Source organism: Kribbella sp. NPDC004138 (assembly GCF_053603655.1).
In genome coordinates, this window is record NZ_JBSGFZ010000012.1 from 89,542 (window position 1) to 107,238 (window position 17,697).

The 17,697-nt window shown below is 69.4% G+C and carries 20 protein-coding genes; 12 read left to right on the forward strand and 8 right to left on the reverse strand.

Translation table 11 applies throughout. The features are described 5' to 3' along the window. Positions 1 to 4 precede the first annotated feature (4 nt). From ACWEOO_RS18585 to ACWEOO_RS18595, 3 genes are all read left to right on the forward strand, one after another. Positions 5 to 439: a MerR family transcriptional regulator gene (locus tag ACWEOO_RS18585; RefSeq protein ID WP_452144027.1), complete on the forward strand. Its 435-nt coding sequence runs from the start codon at positions 5 to 7 to the stop codon at positions 437 to 439. Between the two features lie 84 nt (positions 440 to 523). Further along, positions 524 to 1,498: an aldo/keto reductase gene (locus ACWEOO_RS18590; RefSeq protein WP_452144028.1), complete on the forward strand. Its 975-nt coding sequence runs from the start codon at positions 524 to 526 to the stop codon at positions 1,496 to 1,498. 83 nt (positions 1,499 to 1,581) lie between these two features. Further along, entirely contained in the window at positions 1,582 to 2,076 is a 495-nt protein-coding gene (locus ACWEOO_RS18595) for a GNAT family N-acetyltransferase (RefSeq protein ID WP_452144029.1), read from the forward strand. Here the strand turns inward: ACWEOO_RS18595 and ACWEOO_RS18600 are convergent. Continuing rightward, entirely contained in the window at positions 2,062 to 3,009 is a 948-nt protein-coding gene (locus ACWEOO_RS18600) for a sigma-70 family RNA polymerase sigma factor (RefSeq protein WP_452144030.1), read from the reverse strand. The two genes, ACWEOO_RS18595 and ACWEOO_RS18600, sit on opposite strands and share 15 nt — an antisense overlap. Before the next feature lie 135 nt (positions 3,010 to 3,144). Here ACWEOO_RS18600 and ACWEOO_RS18605 point away from each other — a divergent pair, with 135 nt between their 5' ends. Further along, on the forward strand, positions 3,145 to 4,515 hold the full coding sequence (locus ACWEOO_RS18605; RefSeq protein ID WP_452144031.1) for an MFS transporter: 1,371 nt from the start codon (positions 3,145 to 3,147) through the stop codon (positions 4,513 to 4,515). Here ACWEOO_RS18605 and ACWEOO_RS18610 read toward each other — a convergent pair. Further along, the gene (locus ACWEOO_RS18610) at positions 4,512 to 5,606 is read right to left on the reverse strand and encodes an S-(hydroxymethyl)mycothiol dehydrogenase (RefSeq protein ID WP_452144032.1); all 1,095 of its coding nucleotides are present in this window, start codon (positions 5,604 to 5,606) and stop codon (positions 4,512 to 4,514) included. The genes ACWEOO_RS18605 and ACWEOO_RS18610 overlap by 4 nt on opposite strands. A gap of 200 nt (positions 5,607 to 5,806) precedes the next feature. On the opposite strand from ACWEOO_RS18610, the gene ACWEOO_RS18615 reads away from it, so the two are divergent. The 4 genes from ACWEOO_RS18615 to ACWEOO_RS18630 are packed head-to-tail and all read left to right on the forward strand — an operon-like array spanning position 5,807 to position 9,421. Next, the gene (locus ACWEOO_RS18615) at positions 5,807 to 6,688 is read left to right on the forward strand and encodes an ABC transporter ATP-binding protein (protein WP_452144033.1); all 882 of its coding nucleotides are present in this window, start codon (positions 5,807 to 5,809) and stop codon (positions 6,686 to 6,688) included. Then, the gene (locus ACWEOO_RS18620) at positions 6,685 to 7,506 is read left to right on the forward strand and encodes an ABC transporter permease (protein ID WP_452144034.1); all 822 of its coding nucleotides are present in this window, start codon (positions 6,685 to 6,687) and stop codon (positions 7,504 to 7,506) included. The genes ACWEOO_RS18615 and ACWEOO_RS18620 overlap by 4 nt, the downstream gene beginning before the upstream one ends. 53 nt (positions 7,507 to 7,559) lie before the next feature. Beyond that, a complete protein-coding gene (locus tag ACWEOO_RS18625; protein WP_452144141.1) occupies positions 7,560 to 8,783 on the forward strand; it encodes a sensor histidine kinase in 1,224 nt (407 codons plus the stop codon). Then, positions 8,780 to 9,421, forward strand: coding sequence for a response regulator transcription factor (locus tag ACWEOO_RS18630; RefSeq protein ID WP_452144035.1), 642 nt, complete (start codon positions 8,780 to 8,782; stop codon positions 9,419 to 9,421). The genes ACWEOO_RS18625 and ACWEOO_RS18630 overlap by 4 nt, the downstream gene beginning before the upstream one ends. Here ACWEOO_RS18630 and ACWEOO_RS18635 read toward each other — a convergent pair. The 3 genes from ACWEOO_RS18635 to ACWEOO_RS18645 are packed head-to-tail and all read right to left on the reverse strand — an operon-like array spanning position 9,418 to position 11,447. Next, positions 9,418 to 10,320: a hypothetical protein gene (locus tag ACWEOO_RS18635; protein ID WP_452144036.1), complete on the reverse strand. Its 903-nt coding sequence runs from the start codon at positions 10,318 to 10,320 to the stop codon at positions 9,418 to 9,420. The two genes, ACWEOO_RS18630 and ACWEOO_RS18635, sit on opposite strands and share 4 nt — an antisense overlap. Then, entirely contained in the window at positions 10,320 to 10,571 is a 252-nt protein-coding gene (locus ACWEOO_RS18640; RefSeq protein WP_452144037.1) for a hypothetical protein, read from the reverse strand. Before ACWEOO_RS18640 ends, ACWEOO_RS18635 begins: the two co-directional genes overlap by 1 nt. A 36-nt stretch (positions 10,572 to 10,607) precedes the next feature. Continuing rightward, positions 10,608 to 11,447, reverse strand: a complete 840-nt coding sequence (locus ACWEOO_RS18645) for an isoprenyl transferase (protein WP_452144038.1) — start codon at positions 11,445 to 11,447, stop codon at positions 10,608 to 10,610. 428 nt (positions 11,448 to 11,875) lie between these two features. On the opposite strand from ACWEOO_RS18645, the gene ACWEOO_RS18650 reads away from it, so the two are divergent. The 4 genes from ACWEOO_RS18650 (at position 11,876) to ACWEOO_RS18665 (ending at position 15,100) form a co-directional block, all read left to right on the forward strand. Next, complete coding sequence (locus ACWEOO_RS18650) at positions 11,876 to 12,487, forward strand: hypothetical protein (RefSeq protein ID WP_452144039.1); 612 nt, start codon at positions 11,876 to 11,878, stop codon at positions 12,485 to 12,487. After that, complete coding sequence (locus ACWEOO_RS18655; RefSeq protein WP_452144040.1) at positions 12,481 to 13,485, forward strand: hypothetical protein; 1,005 nt, start codon at positions 12,481 to 12,483, stop codon at positions 13,483 to 13,485. Before ACWEOO_RS18650 ends, ACWEOO_RS18655 begins: the two co-directional genes overlap by 7 nt. Positions 13,486 to 13,657: 172 nt before the next feature. Further along, a complete protein-coding gene (locus ACWEOO_RS18660) occupies positions 13,658 to 14,095 on the forward strand; it encodes a hypothetical protein (RefSeq protein WP_452144041.1) in 438 nt (145 codons plus the stop codon). 3 nt (positions 14,096 to 14,098) lie between these two features. After that, positions 14,099 to 15,100, forward strand: coding sequence for a hypothetical protein (locus ACWEOO_RS18665; RefSeq protein WP_452144042.1), 1,002 nt, complete (start codon positions 14,099 to 14,101; stop codon positions 15,098 to 15,100). A 10-nt stretch (positions 15,101 to 15,110) separates the two neighbouring features. On the opposite strand, the gene recO is transcribed toward ACWEOO_RS18665, so the two are convergent. Genes recO through ACWEOO_RS18680 form a run of 3 tightly spaced genes read right to left on the reverse strand, consistent with a single transcriptional unit; the run spans position 15,111 to position 17,674 of the window. Beyond that, positions 15,111 to 15,854 carry a DNA repair protein RecO gene (recO, locus tag ACWEOO_RS18670; protein WP_452144043.1) on the reverse strand — a complete coding sequence of 248 codons (744 nt, stop codon included), beginning with the start codon at positions 15,852 to 15,854 and terminating at the stop codon, positions 15,111 to 15,113. Positions 15,855 to 15,866: 12 nt separating this feature from the next. Beyond that, positions 15,867 to 16,688: an SDR family oxidoreductase gene (locus tag ACWEOO_RS18675; RefSeq protein ID WP_452144044.1), complete on the reverse strand. Its 822-nt coding sequence runs from the start codon at positions 16,686 to 16,688 to the stop codon at positions 15,867 to 15,869. Then, positions 16,685 to 17,674 carry an aldo/keto reductase gene (locus tag ACWEOO_RS18680; protein ID WP_359932231.1) on the reverse strand — a complete coding sequence of 330 codons (990 nt, stop codon included), beginning with the start codon at positions 17,672 to 17,674 and terminating at the stop codon, positions 16,685 to 16,687. The genes ACWEOO_RS18675 and ACWEOO_RS18680 overlap by 4 nt, the downstream gene beginning before the upstream one ends. Positions 17,675 to 17,697: the final 23 nt, after the last annotated feature.

The following is a 17,697-nucleotide window of genomic DNA, read 5'->3' on the forward strand; positions in this document are numbered from 1 at the left end:
AGACATGAACGCGACCGAGGTACTGGAGCCGATCGACCGGGACCTGCTGTGCCTGCTCGAGCTGCCGGAGGATCTGCCCGAGCAGCTGTCGATCGCGGAGGCCTCCGAGCTCACCGGCCTCACCGCGCACACCCTGCGGTACTACGAGCGGATCGGTCTGCTCGACGTACGCCGGGACGCCGCCGGCTACCGCAGCTACGACGAGCGGGCGATGGCGCGGATCGTGTTCATCAGCAGGCTGCGTGCCTCCGGCATGCCGATCGGCACGATCAGCCACTATCTGGAGCTGGTGCTCGAGGGCGAACACACCGCACCCCAGCGGCTCGCCCTGATGCAGGAGCACCGCGACCGGATCCAGCGGCAGCTGCGTGATCTGCAGCTCGCCCTCGCGGTGACCGACTACAAGATCACCGTGTACGGCGGCACCGCCGCCCCGTAACCGACCACTGAGCTCAGCCGACCGTCGCGGACGCTCGGCCGGCGGAGCCATGCCATCTGAAGGCCATCTGAAGGGAAGACTCTGATGAAACTGGGTAGCCAAGGCGCCGAGGTCAGCCGGCTCGGACTCGGCTGTATGGGGATGAGCTACGCGTACGGCACCACCGACGACATCGAGTCCGCCGCGGCACTGCACCGCGCCCTCGATCTCGGTGTGACGTTCCTGGACACCGCCGACATCTACGGCTTCGGCGCCAACGAGGAGCTGATCGGCCGGACGATCGCGGACCGCCGCGACGAGGTGTTCCTGGCGACGAAGTTCGGCATCACCGGAGATCCGCTCACCGACGCGGTGCGGGGCGTGAACGGGTCGCCGGAGTACGTCCGGTCCGCGATCGACGCGTCGCTGCGGCGGCTGGGCGTCGACCACGTCGACCTGTACTACCAGCACCGGATGGATCCCGGCGTACCGGTCGAGGAGACGGTCGGCGCGATGGCGGAGCTCGTCGAGGCCGGCAAGGTCCGGTACCTCGGCCTGTCCGAGGCGTCCGCGGAGACGATCCGGCGGGCGCACGCCGTCCATCCGATCACCGCCGTGCAGAGCGAATGGTCGCTGTTCAGCCGGGACATCGAGGAGTCGGCGCTGCCGGCCTGCCGCGAGCTCGGCATCGGGATCGTGCCGTACTCGCCGCTCGGGCGCGGCATGCTCACCGGCGCGCTGCCCGCGGACCTTCCGGCCGACGACTTCCGCCGTACCTTGCCGCGTTTCTCCGGTGACAACCTGGACGCGAACCTCGCCCTGGTCGAGGAGATCCGCGCGGTCGCCGGCCGATACGACGCGACGCCCGGCCAGGTCGCGCTCGCCTGGGTGCTTGCGCAGGGCAACGACGTGGCGCCGATCCCCGGCACGAAGCGGCGCAAGTACTTGGAGGAGAACGTCGCGGCGCTGCGACTGGAACTGTCCGCCGCCGACGTCGAGGCGCTCGCGAAGCTGACGCCGGTCGGCACCCGCTACCCGGACATGAACTGGGTCGCCGGGCAGACCGCACCGCGCGACTGATAAACTGAGCGCAGTAAGCCTTCCGTACCGGACTCTTCCGGCGGGAGGCTTTTCTGCGTTTCCGACCCTTTCGAAGGAGACCTATGTCCGATCTTCTGGTGCGCCGTATGGAGCCTTCCGACCGACCCGTGATGGAGCGGCTGTGGTTGATGTTCCGCCACGACATGTCCGAGTTCCAGGGCCAGCTCCCGCGACCCGACGGCAGCTACCGCACCGAGTGGCTGGAGAACGCCCTGACCGGCCATCCGGAGTGGGCCGGGTACGTCATCTCGCTCGGCGAGAACCCGGTCGGGTTCTGCCTCATGCGCGCACTGCAGCAGCCGGTACATGTGCTGAACGGGTTCTTCATGGTGCGACCGGTGCGTCGCAGCGGCTTCGGACTGCGGGCGGTCCAGGAAGTGCTGGCGCACCACCCCGGCCCCTGCGAGGTCGCCTTCCAAGCCAGCAACGAGAAGGCGGTCAGGTTCTGGCAGCGGGTCGCGACCGAGATCTCCAGCGACGTGTGGACGCAGGAGGCTCGGCCGATCCCGGGCAAGCCGGACACGCCGCCGGATCTGTGGATCTCATTCAAGGTGTAAGGGCAGGTCGAAGTACGCGAAGAGGTCCTGGCCGAAGAACACGACGTTGTGAGTGATGCCGGCCTTGGTGACCGTGAACACCTGCAGGCTGTGCGCGTGGAAGCGGCCGTCGTCCCCACGCACGTAGGCGCCGACGGCCGGCTGCTGGTTGGCCACGGTCGGCAGCACTCGCCAGGCCGGGCCGCGCATCGCGTACACGCGGGCCATGAACTCGCCGTACGCGTCACGCCCGACGTACCAGAGCGGGGCCGGCGGCATCTCCAGGACGACCTGGTCGGTGAGCAGCCGGGTCAGGCCGTTGACGTCGGCGGCCTCGAAGGCCCGGACGTAGTCGTCGATGACGGAACTGGTCTCCCGGTCGTCAGGCTCGTCGACGTCGTCCTCCGTGATGTCGATCTCGGCCAGCCTGGCGCGGGCCCGCTGAAGCGCGCTGTTCACACTTGCGGTCGTGGTTTCCAGTGCCTCGGCGATGTCCGCGACCGGCCAGTCGAGGACGTCCCGCAGTACCAGGACGGCACGTTGCCGGGCCGGTAGGTACTGCATGGCGGCGATGAGGGCGAGCCGCAGACTCCCCTTGGCGGCGATCGCAGCGGCCGGGTCGCCGGCCGTCGGAAAGGGCTGCAGCCAGGCCACGTCCGTGTTCAGATCGATCGCCGCCTGGGCGTCGTGGCTTGCACTGACGAGTCCCGACGGCAGCGCGCGCCGGCCCCTGCCTTTGAGAGCAGTCAGGCACGCGTTGGTGGCGATCCGGTAGAGCCAGGTCCGCATCGAGGCGCGCCGCTCGTCGTACGAATCAGCGGCGCGCCATGCACGCAGCAGCGTCTCCTGCACCAGATCTTCCGCGTCCTGGATCGACCCCAGCATGCGGTAGCAGTGCACCAGCAACTCACGCCGGTGCGGCTCGGCCCTCAGGTCGAATTCGTCACGGTCCATCGAGGTCAGCCTCCCACGGTTCGGTTGCCGGAGTACGTACTGCGCAACCTCGCGAAAATCATCGGTCGGCCACCGATGAATCCTGCGGACCCGCCAGGTATGCCCCACGTCCCGTGCAGACAAAGGAGAAACCTGATGACCGCTGTAACAACCACCGACCGCCCGGCGGGCCCGGACACCCGGCGCGGGCTGATGCTCGCCGTCCTGCTCCTCGGCCAGTTCATGGCGCTGCTCGACACCTCGATCGTGAACGTCGCGATGCCGGCCATCGGTGCCGGCTTCCATGCCTCCGGCGCTTGGCTGCAACTGGTCGTCGGCGGCTACCTGGTCGCGTACGCGATGATGCTGGTCACCGGCGCGCGGCTCGGCGATCTCTACGGTCGCCGCCGGACGTACCTGACCGGCGCGATACTGTTCACCCTCGCGTCGCTCGCCTGCGGCCTGGCCCCGGCAATCCTGCCGCTGGTGCTGTTCCGTTTCGTGCAAGGGATCTCGGCGGCGCTGATGGTGCCGCAGATCATGAGCCTGATCCAGGCGCATTTCACCGGTCCGGCCCGGGCCAAGGCCTTGTCGGCGTACGGCGTGACGCTGTCCGCCGGTCAGGTCGCCGGGCTGATCGCCGGTGGGCTCCTCGTCGGAGCGAACCTGCTCGGCTCCGGGTGGCGCCCGGTGTTCCTGGTGAACGTCCCGGTCGGCATCTGCCTCGCACTGCTCGTACCGCTGTCCGTGCCGGCGGACCGGCCAAGCGCGACGCGCCGTCTCGACGTCATCGGCCTGGCACTGTCGACCTGCGCCGTACTGCTGATGGTGCTGCCGGCGGTGGTCGGTCACGAGGTCGGCTGGCCGCTCTGGACCTTCGGCTGCAGCGCCGCCGGGGTGGTGGTCGCGGTGGTCTTCGTACCGTTCGAACGGCGGCTTGCGGACCGCGGCGGCGACCCGCTGCTGAACCTCGACGTACTGCGCGCCCGCGGTCTGCCATCAGGTCTCGTGACACTCGTCTGCACGCTGCTGGCGATGGGCGGGTTCCTGTTCACCTTCACCCTCCACCTGCAGAACGAACTCGGTGAATCCCCTGAGCAGGCCGGTCTCACCTGGCTGCCGTTCGCCGTCACGTTCGGCCTGGTCGGCTACTTCTGGCGTGTCCTCCCGCGCCGAGTGCACCACCTGGTCGTTCCCGCCGGCCTCGCGTTGTGCGCGCTCGGCTATGCCGGCGTCAGCTTGTCCGTTCTGTGGCCTGGTCTCGTCCTGGCGGGCGCAGGCATGGGTCTGGCAGCGAGCCCACTCGTCACCCAATCCCTGGTCCACGTGCCGTTGGCCCGGGCCGCCGACGCGAGCGGCATCCTCACCACCGCCATGCAACTCAGCCAGGTCGGCGGTGTCACGCTGTTCGGAACGCTGTTCCTGTCGGTACGGTCCTTCGGCACCACGAGTTGGTCGATCGCGTCGACGGCCGCGATCGGCATCGTCGCGGCCGGCTTCCTCGCCCGGGCGGTCCGAGCTCGCTAGAAGACGACGACCGAGCGCAGGACGTCCCCGTGATGCATCTTCGCGAAGGCGTCCTCGACCTCGTCCAGCGCGATCGTCTCGGAGACGAAGCGGTCCAGCGGCAGGCGGCCCTGGAGGTGCAGGTCGATCAGCAGCGGGAAGTCACGGGTCGGCAGGCAGTCGCCGTACCAGCTCGACTTGAGCGAGCCGCCGCGGCCGAAGAAGTCCAGCAACGGCATCTCGAGGCGCATGTCGGGCGTCGGTACGCCGACCAGCACGACCGTGCCGGCCAGGTCGCGGGCGTAGAACGCCTGCTTCCAGGTCTCGGGCCGGCCGACCGCGTCGATCACGACGTCGGCGCCGAAGCCGCCGGTGAGCTCCTGCACCGCCGCGACGACGCCGTCGTGGTCGAGGCCCTTGGAGTTCACCGCGTGCGTGGCGCCGAGCTCCTGCGCGGTGGCGAGCTTGCGCTCGTCGATGTCGATCGCGATCACCTTCGCGGCCCCGGCGAGGCGGGCGCCGACCACGGCCGCCGTACCGACGCCGCCCGAACCGATCACGGCGACGGTGTCACCGCGGCCGACGTTGCCGGTGTTGAGCGCGGCGCCGAGGCCGGCCATCACGCCGCATCCGAGCAGGCCCGCGACCTCGGGCTTCGCCGCCGGGTCGACCTTCGTGCACTGCCCGGCCGCTACCAGGGTCTTCTCCGCGAACGCTCCGATGCCGAGCGCGGGGCTCAGCTCGGTGCCATCGGCGAGCGTCATCTTCTGCTGCGCGTTGTGCGTGTTGAAGCAGTACCAGGGCCGGCCCCGCAGGCAGGCGCGGCAGTTGCCGCAGACCGCCCGCCAGTTCAGTACGACGAAGTCGCCCGGCTGCACGTCGGTGACGCCGTCGCCGACCGCCTCCACGATCCCCGCGGCCTCGTGCCCGAGGAGGAACGGAAACTCGTCGTTGATCCCGCCCTCGCGGTAGTGCAGGTCCGTGTGGCAGACCCCGCAGGCCTGCACCTGCACGACCGCCTCACCCGGACCCGGGTCCGGGATCGTGATCTGTTCGATCGACACCGGCGCACCCTTGCCCGCCGCCACCACACCACGCACCGTCTGAGCCATTCCCCGAACCTAACCGCATCCGCCGGAGCACGTCACCACCTGGCGCGCCGCCGTACCTCCTCCTTGAGCACCCACCAACCATTCCGAGGCCGCGAAAACGGTTGGTGGGCGCTCAAGGACTCCGTGTCCACCGGTCGGGGGACAAGGGGTCCGTCGGGCGGGGGCTCCCGGGGAGGGGGCCGGGGCGGGAGGGTTGAGGCATGGAGAACGACGACGCAGTGCGGGTGCGCGGTCTGGTCAAGAGGTACCCCGACAAGGTGGCGGTCGACGGGGTCGACCTGGACATCCACCGTGGCGAGGTGTTCGCCCTGCTCGGGCCGAACGGGGCCGGCAAGACGACGACCACGGAGATTCTGGAGGGGTATCGCCGGGCCGACGAGGGCGAGGTGAGCGTGCTGGGCACCGACCCGGCGCACGGCGACCGGTACTGGCGGGCGCGGCTCGGGATCGTCGCCCAGACCACCCGCGACGAGGCAGTGCTGTCGGTCACGGAGATGATCAGGCACTTCGCCGGCTACTACCCGAACCCGCGCGACCCCGACGAGGTGATCGCCGCGGTCGGGCTCGAGGAGAAGCGCAGGACCCGGGTGCGCAACCTGTCCGGCGGGCAGCGTCGCCGGCTGGACGTCGCGCTCGGCGTGATCGGCAACCCGGAGCTGCTTTTCCTCGACGAGCCGACCACCGGGTTCGACCCGGAGGCGCGCCGTCAGTTCTGGACGCTGATCGAGGAGCTCCGCACCGAGGGCACCACGATCCTGCTCACCACCCACTACCTCGACGAGGCCGAGCACCTGGCCGACCGGGTCGGCGTGATCGCCGACGGCCGGATGGTCGAGGTCGCGACGCCGGACACGCTCGGCGGCCGCGGCGCCCGCACCGCGCGCGTCTCCTGGCTGACCCCGGACGGCCCGCGCGAGATACGCACCGACCGCCCGACCGCCGAGGTCGCCCGGCTGATGGCCGAGTACGGCGGCTCGGAAGTGCCGGAGCTGCAGGTCCGGCGGCCGAGCCTGGAAGACATCTACCTGGAACTCATCGGAGTGGCGAGCGCCGCCCCGGAACCGGAAGGAGCTCTCGCGTGAGCCCCGACGTGAGCACCGTACTGCCGTCGCCGCTGAAGGTCGGACTGTCCCGCACCGCGATCGAGGTGAAGGAGTTCTTCCGCGAGCGCGAGCAGCTGATCTTCACGTTCTTCTTCCCGATCATCTTCCTCGGCATCTTCTCCGCCGTGTTCAGCGGCACCGACTTCTCCGGCGGCGTCACCGCCGCGACCTACTTCACCCCCGGGATGATTGCCTCCGGCATCTTCCTGACCAGCTTCCAGTCACTGGCCATCGCGATCGCGATCGAGCGCGACCAGGACGTCCTCAAGCGGCTGCGCGGTACGCCGATGTCGCCGCAGTCGTACTTCATCGGCAAGATCGGCATGGTCCTGGTCACCTCGGTCCTGCAGTTCGCGCTGCTGCTGACGATCGCCGGCCTGCTGCTCGGCGTCGCCGTCCCGACGTCGCCGGAGAAGTGGCTGAACTTCTTCTGGATCTTCGTGCTCGGCACCGCGTCCGGCTCGGTGCTCGGCATCGCGTTCTCGGTCGTCCCGAAGTCCGGCCGGGCGGCGTCCGCGGTGGTCACGCCGGTCGTCCTGCTGCTGCAGTTCATCTCCGGCGTGTACTTCGTCTACAGCAGCCTGCCCGCCTGGATGCGGACGGTGTCGGAGTTCTTCCCGCTGAAGTGGCTCGCGCAGGGCATGCGGTCGGTGTTCCTGCCCGACGGGTACCAGGTGAACGAGCCGGGCGGGTCCTGGCAGCTCGGCACCGGCGCGATGGTCCTCACCGCCTGGCTGCTCGTCGGCCTGTTCCTCGCCCAGCGCCTGTTCCGCTGGACCCGCCGGGACGCGGGCTGATGGACCGCCCCGCCTGGACCGGACCGCGGGTCTGGATCCTGGCGTGGAGGATGATGGGGTCCGTGCAGAGCTCACGAGACAGTGCCGGGCAGCCCGTCTGGACACGGACGCTGATCGGCTGGCACATCGTGTTCTGGGTTCTGCTCGGGATGACGCTGGCCCTGTCGTTCACCGGCGAGCTCGGCGCCACGCGGCAGGCGGTGTACGCCGGGATGGTCGTGCTGCTCGGCGCGGCGTACCAGTTCGTCGGGCTGCCCGCGGTCCGGTCCCGGCGGGCGCTCCCGTCGTACACCTATCGGCTGGTCCTGATCGCCTGCCTGATGGTGCTGATCGGGATCTACCCGCAGTCGGTGTTCCTGATGTTCATCGCGTCGGCGCAGATCTGGTTGCTGTGCGAGGACATCCGTGAGGGCGTCGGCCTCAGCCTGCTGCTCGTGGTCGGCGTCGGTACGGCGCAGTTGTGGAGCGCCGGGTGGGGCTGGGCCGCGTTCTGGCAGATCCTGCCGTGGATGCTGGTCAGTCTCGTGGTCAGCCTGCTGTTCGGGATCTGGATCGAGAAGGTGATCACCCAGAGCCAGCAGCGCGCCGAGCTGATCGAGCAACTCGAGTCGGCGCGGGACGAGCTCGCCGAGGCGCACCACAGCGCCGGCGTGATGGCCGAGCGGGAGCGGATGGCGCGCGAGATCCACGACACGCTCGCGCAGGGCATGACGTCGATCGTGATGCTCGCGCAGGCCGCCGCCGTCGAGCTGTCCCGCGGCGGGACCGACGGCGCCGCGGCCCGGCTGGCGGCGATCGAGGACACCGCGCGGGAGAACCTGGCCGAGGCGCGGGCGCTGGTTGCCGCATTCACCCCGGTCGCGTTGTCCGAGGCAACCTTGACCGAGGTGCTGCGCCGGCAGGCGGAGCGGTTCGCCGCGGAGACCGGGGTCGACGTACAGGTCGCGCTGGACCTGCCGGACGACGAGGTCGCGGCGCTGCCGCAGGCGCAGCAGGTCGTGTTGTTGCGGTCGGCGCAGGAGGCGCTGGCGAACGTCCGCAAGCACGCGGCGGCCACGCAGGTGCTGATCACGCTCGGGCTGTCCGACGGCCGGGTGTGGATCGAGATCCGCGACGACGGATCCGGGTTCACGCCGGGTTCGGTGTCGGGCGGCTTCGGGCTGAGCGCCATGCGCGGGCGGGTCGAGGAGTCCGGCGGCAGCGTCGAGGTGGAGAGCAGCCCCGGTCACGGCACCCGGGTACAAGTCCTGATTCCGGCAGTGCAGGAAAATGTGTGATCCGGGTTCTGGTGGTCGACGATCACCCCGTCGTACGGTCCGGGCTGAGCGGGATGCTCGCGGTCACCGACGACATCTCCGTCGTCGGCGAGGCGGGTGACGGTCTCGAGGCGCTCGCCCTGGTCGAGTCGACGGTGCCGGACGTCGTACTGATGGATCTGCGGATGCCGCGGATGGACGGGGTGGCCGCGACCGGCGCGATCGTGTCCGGCTACCCGTCGACGCGCGTGCTGGTGCTGACGACGTACGACACCGACACGGAGATCCTGCACGCGGTCGAGGCCGGCGCCGCGGGATACCTGCTGAAGGACACGCCGCACGTCGAACTGCTGAACGGGATCCGGGCGGCCGCGCGCGGTGAGACCGTCCTCGCGCCGCCGGTCGCAGCGCGGCTGATGTCGCGTCTGCGGACGCCGGCAGCGCCCGCTGCGGCGCAGCCGTCACCGCGCGAACTCGAGGTGCTGGCCGCGGTCGCCCGCGGGCTCAGCAACGCCGAGATCGGACGCGAACTGTTCATCGGCGAGGCGACGGTCAAGACACATCTGCAGCGGCTGTTCGCCAAGCTCGACGTCGACGACCGGACGCGAGCGGTCACCGTGGCAATCGAACGCGGCCTGCTCCCTTCACCCGGCCGCTAGCGCTGCACTCCGGCTTCCTGCGCGGGCCCGTCCAGCCGGCGGCGCAGCTCCTCCTGCGAACTGCCCTGGACCTGCTGGTCCCTGGGAGTGGGGTTCGTTGCGGCCTGCACACTCTTCGCCAGGTCCTTGGCGTCCCTCTCCGCGTCCCTCTCCGCGTCCTTGGCCGCGACCGCCCCGTCGATCGCCTGCTGCGTCGCCTTCTCGACGGCAGCCTTGTTGGCCACGACCGGGCCGTGCGCCTCACGCACCCTGTTCTGCGCGGCCACAAGCTCGCCCCGGAGGCTGTTGCTGGTCGACGTGACCCGCTCGGCCATCTGACCGCTTCTGAGATGAGGTGGGTCCTGCTCGAAGCGGGAGGTGATCGTCCGCACCGCCTCGACGCGCTCCACGACCTCCGCGACAGCCTCGTGTGCCTTGTCGACAACGCCTTTGACGCCTCGGACGTTCGCGAGCAGAAACTTGTCGCCGTCGTACTCCGGCATACGGTCGAGCGCATCGGCGTGCTCCGCGGCCGTGCCGAGCTGCTTGCTGCTGCGTTCCAGGCGGTCGCGCAGGTCGGCCAGGTCCGCCCACGTCTCCCGGAGCGCCGACGGGATGTTCGCGGCCTCGCCCACCGAGTTGCTGAACGCGCTCCACAGCGCCCTGTCCGCCTCGTCCGACTCTGCGACGTCCTTGCCGGTGGCCGCTACCTGCCGCTTGCGACTCGCGTCCTGCTCCCGCGCGGAGACCCGCTCGGACGAGTCGGCCAGGGACTGTACGTCGCCGAGCCGGCGGGTCAGCGCGTGGTCGACCTCCTGCTCGCCCAGCACACGCTCGGCGCGCACGAGCACGTTCTTCGCCTCGTCCATCGCCGACGCGACCTCATGCGTCCGCCCGGCAACCTCGGCCAGATTCACCATCAGCTCTCCCAACGCCCCGCTCGCTCGTCCTGCTCTTGCTGCTTGTCTTGCTCTTCCTGCTCTTGCTGCTTGTCTGGCTCGTCCTGCTCGTGCTCGTCGTGGTTGTCGGCGGGGAGTCTGGCGCGGATGGACTCGGCCATCCGGCGTACCTCCTCGCGCGCGGCGAGCAGTTCCCGCTCCGCGGTCTGCCGCGGTGTCTCGTGCTCCGGCACGCTCCAGCTCCTGTCGTCGGGGAGTCCTCCAACGACCATGGACGCGACCGTACCCGTCCGCGGTTCCACCCGGTCTCAGGTCTGCGGCGCGATCTCGTTGGGCACCGCACCGCCGTACCGCCGGTCGCGCTGCGCGTAGATCTCGATCGCCCGCCACAGATCGCGGCGGTCGAAGTCCGGCCAGAGTGTGTCCAGGAACACCATCTCGGCGTACGCGAGCTGCCAGACCAGGAAGTTGCTCGTCCGCTGCTCCCCCGACGACCGCACGAACAGGTCCACCTCGGGGATGTCGGGCGCGTACAGGTGCCGGGCGATCGTCTGCTCGGAGATCCGGTCCGGCTTCACCTTGCCCTCGGCAACCTCCCGCGCGATCGCCCGCATCGCGTCCGCCAGCTCCGCCCGGCCGCCGTAGTTCACGCAGAACTGCAGCGTGATGGTGTCGTTGTCCTTCGTCCGCTCCTGCGCGTACTCCAGCTCGTCGATCACGCTCTTCCACAACCGCGGCCGCCGCCCCGACCACACCACCCGGACCCCCATCGCGTCCAGCTCGTCGCGCCGCCGGTGGATCACCTCACGGTTGAACCCCATCAGGAACCGCACCTCTTCCGGCGACCGCGCCCAGTTCTCGGTCGAGAACGCGTACGCCGAGATGTACTTCACCCCGATCTCGATCCCGCCCTTGATCACATCCAGCAGGCTCGCCTCACCCGCCTTGTGCCCCTCGGTCCGCGCCAGCCCCCGCTGCTTGGCCCACCGCCCGTTCCCGTCCATCACGATCGCCACATGCCGCGGCACCAACTCCTTCGGCACCCCCGGCGCCCGAGCCCCCGAAGGATGCGGCTCCGGCGCCACCACCACCTTCTCCCCCACCGGCCCCGAACTCCCCCGACCCCGACGACGACCTAAAGGCGACATACCCGAAGTCTCCCACCACCCGCACCCCACCCCACCACGCGGCGGTAGCCGACCCGGCAACCGCGGCCGGCGGGCGGGCCCCCTGAACACCGCGGCGGCCGCAGACAGTCGCGCGACTGACAGAACAGTCGCCGTCGACGCCGGGAGGCAACGCCGAGCGCTGTACGCCGACTCGCTCGCCGCCCTGCCCACCCGCTACCGCACCCACGGCCGCGCCTGTCACCACCCTGCTTTGTGCACCGAATCCGCACCCGCGGCAGCCCGCCGTACGGACAGAACGCACAAACTGACCACTCCACCAAGCACCCTCACCAACCGCTAACCCACCGTCACTGCAGCAACCTGCAACCTGTGGACGACCGACCCCGCCGAACACCCTCCGTATGCCACCCTTACACCAACAGCACCCAAGAACGGAGCCCCACCACATGCCCCGCCGACCGATACTCGCCGCCGTCGCCACGCTCAGCACCCTCAGCCTGCTGACCGCTTGCAACGGCTCGCCCGAAGCCGGCCGGCCCAACACAGCCCCAACTTCACCCGCCGCAACCCCAGCTGCGACGCCGACCGCACCATCCACGCCCCCCAAACCCTCGGAGGAACAGGCCGCCATCACCGCCGCAAAAGCGCGCTACGTTGCGGCGTGGGTCGCTATCGACGCGGCGCTGAACAACCCGCCTGCAGCCTCTCGCGACAAACTCTTGCAGGCGGGCACAGGCGGAAATTGGCTCATCCAGGTGTGGGGCAACGTCGGGTTCAACCGGAAGCGCGGCTGGTACCAGGACGGCAAGGTCAAAGTCGAGTCGATGACCGTCACATCGGTCAAAACCAAGGGTGAGCAACCAGAGGTAAACCTCAGCGCCTGCCTCAACTCGACCAAGGTCACGCTGAGGTACCTGGCAACGCACAAGCCCGTGCCTCTCGGGCCTGGAACGAGCGGGCGCAGCAAAGTGCAGGCAAAGCTTGTATTCGCACCTCCGGACGGGGAGACCAAGAAGATGTGGTTCCTCATCGATCAGCAGGACACGGGCGAATGCTGAAGCTCGGGCTCCGGCTCCTCGCTGGTCTTCTCATCAGCACATCGGCTCTGACACCGCTCGCCTTTGCCGGGAGGGCCTCGACCGAAGACAAGAAGATGCCGCCGAAGCCGGCCGACGGCGACTACGTTCCGCTGTGCTTGCCGAACGGCCGCTGCTACTGGGCTCCACGTACGACGGTAAACATCCCGGGTGAGCCGGAGAAGCCGGGGACGAAGCCCACCACGTCGATCACACGGAAGCCGAAGCCGATCTGCTTCGATGGTGGCGCCGCGCGCTCATGCACATCCGACGCTGGTAATTGGTCGAACAGCCATCAGTGCTACCTGCAACGTCTCTCCCCGCAGCCTCCAAAGAGCGACCCCGCGTGGCAGGGACACACGGACGGTGCAATTTGGTCCTGCGTTCGCGAGCAGGGCACACGTTTCGTGACGCGGTGGATCTGGTTGCCCGGTAGGCCTGACACGGTTGTGGTTGACCCGGTGACGTTGGTTTACGAGGCCATCGGAGAGATGCACTTGGGGCCGCCGCTGATCAAGACGGCACCGGCACCTGGTCAGATCGGTCTGGTGAATATGCCGGTTTGGTTGTGGGTGACCAAGTCGGAGAACACCTGGGGGCCGATCGTGCGGAGTGCGAGTGTGCCTGGGTTGGCTGTGACGGTGACGGCTCGGGTGAACGCGATCAGCTGGGCTATGGGGGACGGTCAGACGGTTCGATGTGAAGGGCCGGGGACTCCGTATGACGAGTCCATGGGGGTTAAGGCCTCGCCTACCTGTGGGCATCGGTATGTGAAGACCTCTCGGGAGCTGGCGAACTGCAAGTATCCGGTGACGGCTACTGCGCAGTGGGAGATCACCTGGCAGAGCACTTTGGGTGACAACGGCGAGATCTCCATGACTCAGCAGGCCTCGGTCCAGCTTCGGATCGGGGAGGCAGTTCCGGTGCTTGTCGACCCGAATGGTGGCGAGGCGACAGCTCCGGTCGACTCGAAATGCTGAGCGGTGGCGGACGGGAGTCCGGGAAGGCGCGGCATCGGCAGGTGGTTGATCGGCCGACATCCGCAGTACGCCGTACCAGCGAGGTCTGCCGGGCGCTGATGGGACGCAGAGCAGACTTCTGATACGGGCGAGGATCGTACGCGATCATTGCCGCGGCAGGGAGGGAGGTTCGGTGGAGCTCAGGGAGTTCAACGTCGCTCATGCGACTGCGAAGCGGCGGATTCGACGGGAGGGGTTTGATGCCGTGCCGGCGGCCGAGGCTGAGCTTCGGGCGTTGTTGCCTCAGCTGACGTCCGACGAGGATCGTCGGCTGGCAGTCAATCTCATCGAGCGGTTGCCGGGCTACGCCGTACCCCCGAGCCCGCCGAGCGCGCTCATGCAGGAAGCGCGCGAGGTCGAACGCACCGCGTACGAGGCCACCGGGACGGTCGAGGAGCGGGCCGCGGTGATCGCCGATGCGCGTCGGCAGATCTTCGAGATGGCCGAGCGGGCCTCGGCGGAGGAGGCGCCGAGTATCCAAGGACTCACACGGGTCCTGGAACACCTCGAGAACAATCTCCGCGCGCCGTACTGGCCGTCGGATGGACGGCAGCGGCACAACGGGCAGTAGCCGGTGGCCACCGTTGAGATCGACCCCTCGTCGGAGACGTACGGACAGTTCGCGAAGTTGTACCGGATCGCGCGGAGGCAGTTTCCGAGCGCGGTCGACCGCTGGAACGGCAAGTTGTACGCGACGGTCGGCGAAGGCCGGAGATGGGGAAGCCTCCAGCGGGACGGCTCGTTCAAGCTGTCGAAGGAGCTCGTACTCGACAGGCTGGCTGCCGGTACGCCGCCGCACAAGCAGGTGCAGGCGGTCACTACGGTCCTGCACGAATCGCTCCATGCGCGCGTCGAGGTTGACGCGCCGCTCGAGCCCAACGCGGTGCCGTCGCAGCATTCGCAGGCGCTCGACGAGGGCTTGACGGAGTGGGTTGCCATCGACGGCGTTGCGGTGTTCGCCGACGAGGCCGGTTACGGCCAGCTCCCGGATGCGGTGCCGGAGTACTCCCAGGTGTACTACGCGACTGAGCTCCTCCTCGAGTACGCCGCCGGCACGGACCGTGCACAGGAACTCGCTGACCGAGCGATCGACGCGCCCGTGGTGATGCGATGGGACGTGATCGCGGACGAGATCGTGAAGAACCATCTCGGAACGACGGTGCCGCCGGATCCGCTGCACCGGCAGGCCGCTCGCGCCGAACTGATTCACGCTATGACCCGGCCGGGGTGGCTCGATGTGCATCAGACCCAGGCAAACGTCGGTGCGGCGGTCGCACAGGAGACCACGCAGGCAATCGGCGCGGCCGCGGATCGGATTCGCGAGCATTACCTGCAGAATCCTGGTACGCCGTACCCCGCGGAGAACCCTAATTTCCGGGTTGCGCGGTCGGCGTATCAGCACGTCGGCGGTCCGCAGGAGCGGATGGTGAGCCACGGCGAGCTGCGGTTTCTGACCGGTACGGCGCCTGCCTCGGGCGCCACGTCCCAGCGGCCTGAACTGCGCGACGGTCGGCGGGCTGCCGGCCGTGACGCGGCGTACCGCGGTACCTCTCGGAAAGGCCGTAGCCGGACCTGACAGCCGAGGATCAGGCTCCGCCGGAGGTTAGGTCTAGGTGGGGTAGGGAGCGGAGTTGGTTTTCTTGGTGGTAGGTGAAGAAGGCGGCTATCAGGCCGGTGGATTCTCGGCGGGTTCTGGGGTCGGCTTGGAGGGCGGTGGGCCAGTCGCCGGTGAGGAGGGCGGCCAGGTGGGTGACGGTGGCGGGGGACGGCATGGCTGAGGCGGGTGGGCGGCAGGAGGTGCAGACCATGCCGCCGGCTGCGGGGTTGAAGGCTCGGTGGGGGCCTGGTTCGCCGCAGCGGGCGCAGTCGTCGAAGGACGGGGCGTAGCCGGAGATCGCCAAAGACCTCAACAAGAAGGAATCCAGGACCAGCGCGGGTTCGCGTTCGCCGGTGGACAGGACGCGGAGCGCGCCGGCCAGGAGCAGGTGGTGCTGGATCGCCGGTTCCTTCTCCTCGACGACGAGGCGGTCGGCGGTCTCGAGCAGGACAGTGCCGGTGGTGTACCGCGCATAGTCGCCCACGATGCCCTCGCCGTACGCCGCGATCGACTCGGCCTGGGTGACGACGTCGAGGGTGCGCCCGGTGGCGAGTTGCAGGTCGACGTGGCTGAACGGCTCCAGCCGGGCGCCGAACCGCGACGACGTCCGCCGGACCCCCTTGGCGACCGCGCGGACCTTGCCGTTGGCCCGGGTCAGCAGCGTGGCGATCCGGTCCGCCTCACCCAGTTTCTGGGTGCGCAGCACGATCGCCTGATCCCGGTAGAGCGGCACGTCAGTAGTGTCTCACTGAGCGCGGACATACTCCTCGAGCCCCGTCGGTTCGACTCCGGTGATGTCACGCACCGCGGTCGTCACGCCCGACAGCTCCCCGCTGGCGATGGCGGCGTACGACGTCACCCAGCCGGCCACCTCCCACGCCGGAGCGCCGTACGACTCACGCGACCGGTAGGCCTCGTCCAGCGTCTCCGGCTCGTACCGCACCTTCCGCCCCAACGCATCGGTCAGCACGGCCGCCGCCTCGGCCAGCGTGAACGCGCGCGGCCCGGTCAGGTCATAGGTAGCGCCGGAATGCCCGTCCGACGTCAGGACCGCGGCCGCGACCGCCGCCACGTCGTCTCGAGTGACCGCGGCGACCCGCCCGTCCCCCGCCGGGCCCCGGATCACGCCGTCCGAACCCACGAACCCGGGCACGAAGTCGAGGTAGATGTTGTCCCGCAGGAACGTGAAGTCGACCCCAACCGACCGGATGTGCTGCTCGGTGTGCCAGTGGTCCCGCGCGAACGTGAACGTCGCGCCGGGCGCCGCCCCGACGAACGAGGTGTACACGATCCGCTGCACACCCGCCGCCACCGCCGCGTCGACCGTGGCCTTGTGCAACGCCACCCGGTCCGCCGACTCGCTCGCGCTGACGAGCAGCAGTACGTCGACACCCTCAAAAGCAGCCAAGAGAGCGGCATGCTCGCCGTACGCCGCCTGCGCCACCGTGGCGCCCGGCACCGACGGAGCCCGCGCCGGGTCCCGCACGATCAGTCGCAGCGGTTGGCCGGTCAACCGCGCGACGATCCGGGACCCGAGCTGTCCGGTCGACCCGGTGACGCCGATCACTTGCCCACCAGGTCCATCCCGCCCTGCTGGTACCGCTGGCCGGCCACCGCGTCCGGCGGGAACGCCGCGTCCAGGTCGGCCAGCTCGGAAGCGGTCAGCGTGACGTCCACGGCGCCCAGGTTCTCGGCCAGGTACTTGCGCCGCTTCGTCCCCGGGATCGGCGCCACGTCATTGCCCTGGGCAAGCAGCCAGGCGAGCGCCAGCTGGCCGGGGGTGACGCCCTTCGCGGCGGCCAGCGTCTTGACCTGCTCGACGAGGTCCAGGTTGCGCTGGAAGTTCTCGCCCTGGAACCGCGGCAGCCCGCGCCGCATGTCGTCCTCGGGGAAGTCGGCCTCGGACTTGATCTGCCCGGTGAGGAACCCGCGCCCGAGCGGGCTGAACGGGACGAACCCGATGCCGAGCTCGCGCAGCGTCGGCAGGACGACGGTCTCCGGGTCCCGCGTCCACAGCGACCACTCGCTCTGGACGGCGGTGATCGGGTGGACGGCGTGGGCCGCGCGCACCGTGTCGCCGTTCACCTCGGACAGCCCGAGGTACCGCACCTTGCCCGCCTCGACCGCGGCGGCCATCGCTCCGACGGTCTCCTCGATCGGGACCTGCGGGTCGCGCCGGTGCAGGTACCACAGGTCGATGTGGTCGACACCGAGCCGGCGCAGCGAGGCGTCCAGGGCCTCCGCGGCGTACGCCGGCGAGCCGTCCACGACGGTCGGCACCGCCGACGCCGACGACGGGCGCTTGAAGCCGAACTTGGTCGCGAGCACCACCTGGTCGCGGCGGCCGGCCAGTGCGCGGCCGACGAGTTCCTCGTTCTCGCCGTCGCCGTACACGTCGGCGGTGTCGATGAAGGTGCAGCCCGCGTCGATGGCCGCGTGCAGCGTCGCGACGGACTCCGAGTCGTCGGCGCGGACGCCGTACGACTGCGACATGCCCATGCAGCCGAGGCCGAGGCAGGAAACGGTCAGGTCACCGAGCTGGGATTCACGCATGCCCCGAACCTACCCCTTGTGCC

Bases quoted from the DNA above. Each gene is read 5' to 3' on its own strand.
- ACWEOO_RS18585 (WP_452144027.1), top strand. From the start codon at position 5: ATGAACGCGACCGAGGTACTGGAGCCGATCGACCGGGACCTGCTGTGC.
- ACWEOO_RS18590 (WP_452144028.1), top strand. From the start codon at position 524: ATGAAACTGGGTAGCCAAGGCGCCGAGGTCAGCCGGCTCGGACTCGGC.
- ACWEOO_RS18595 (WP_452144029.1), top strand. From the start codon at position 1,582: ATGTCCGATCTTCTGGTGCGCCGTATGGAGCCTTCCGACCGACCCGTG.
- ACWEOO_RS18600 (WP_452144030.1), bottom strand. From the start codon at position 3,009: ATGGACCGTGACGAATTCGACCTGAGGGCCGAGCCGCACCGGCGTGAG.
- ACWEOO_RS18605 (WP_452144031.1), top strand. From the start codon at position 3,145: ATGACCGCTGTAACAACCACCGACCGCCCGGCGGGCCCGGACACCCGG.
- ACWEOO_RS18610 (WP_452144032.1), bottom strand. From the start codon at position 5,606: ATGGCTCAGACGGTGCGTGGTGTGGTGGCGGCGGGCAAGGGTGCGCCG.
- ACWEOO_RS18615 (WP_452144033.1), top strand. From the start codon at position 5,807: ATGGAGAACGACGACGCAGTGCGGGTGCGCGGTCTGGTCAAGAGGTAC.
- ACWEOO_RS18625 (WP_452144141.1), top strand. From the start codon at position 7,560: ATGGGGTCCGTGCAGAGCTCACGAGACAGTGCCGGGCAGCCCGTCTGG.
- ACWEOO_RS18635 (WP_452144036.1), bottom strand. From the start codon at position 10,320: ATGGTGAATCTGGCCGAGGTTGCCGGGCGGACGCATGAGGTCGCGTCG.
- ACWEOO_RS18640 (WP_452144037.1), bottom strand. From the start codon at position 10,571: ATGGTCGTTGGAGGACTCCCCGACGACAGGAGCTGGAGCGTGCCGGAG.
- ACWEOO_RS18645 (WP_452144038.1), bottom strand. From the start codon at position 11,447: ATGTCGCCTTTAGGTCGTCGTCGGGGTCGGGGGAGTTCGGGGCCGGTG.
- ACWEOO_RS18650 (WP_452144039.1), top strand. From the start codon at position 11,876: ATGCCCCGCCGACCGATACTCGCCGCCGTCGCCACGCTCAGCACCCTC.
- ACWEOO_RS18655 (WP_452144040.1), top strand. From the start codon at position 12,481: ATGCTGAAGCTCGGGCTCCGGCTCCTCGCTGGTCTTCTCATCAGCACA.
- ACWEOO_RS18680 (WP_359932231.1), bottom strand. From the start codon at position 17,674: ATGCGTGAATCCCAGCTCGGTGACCTGACCGTTTCCTGCCTCGGCCTC.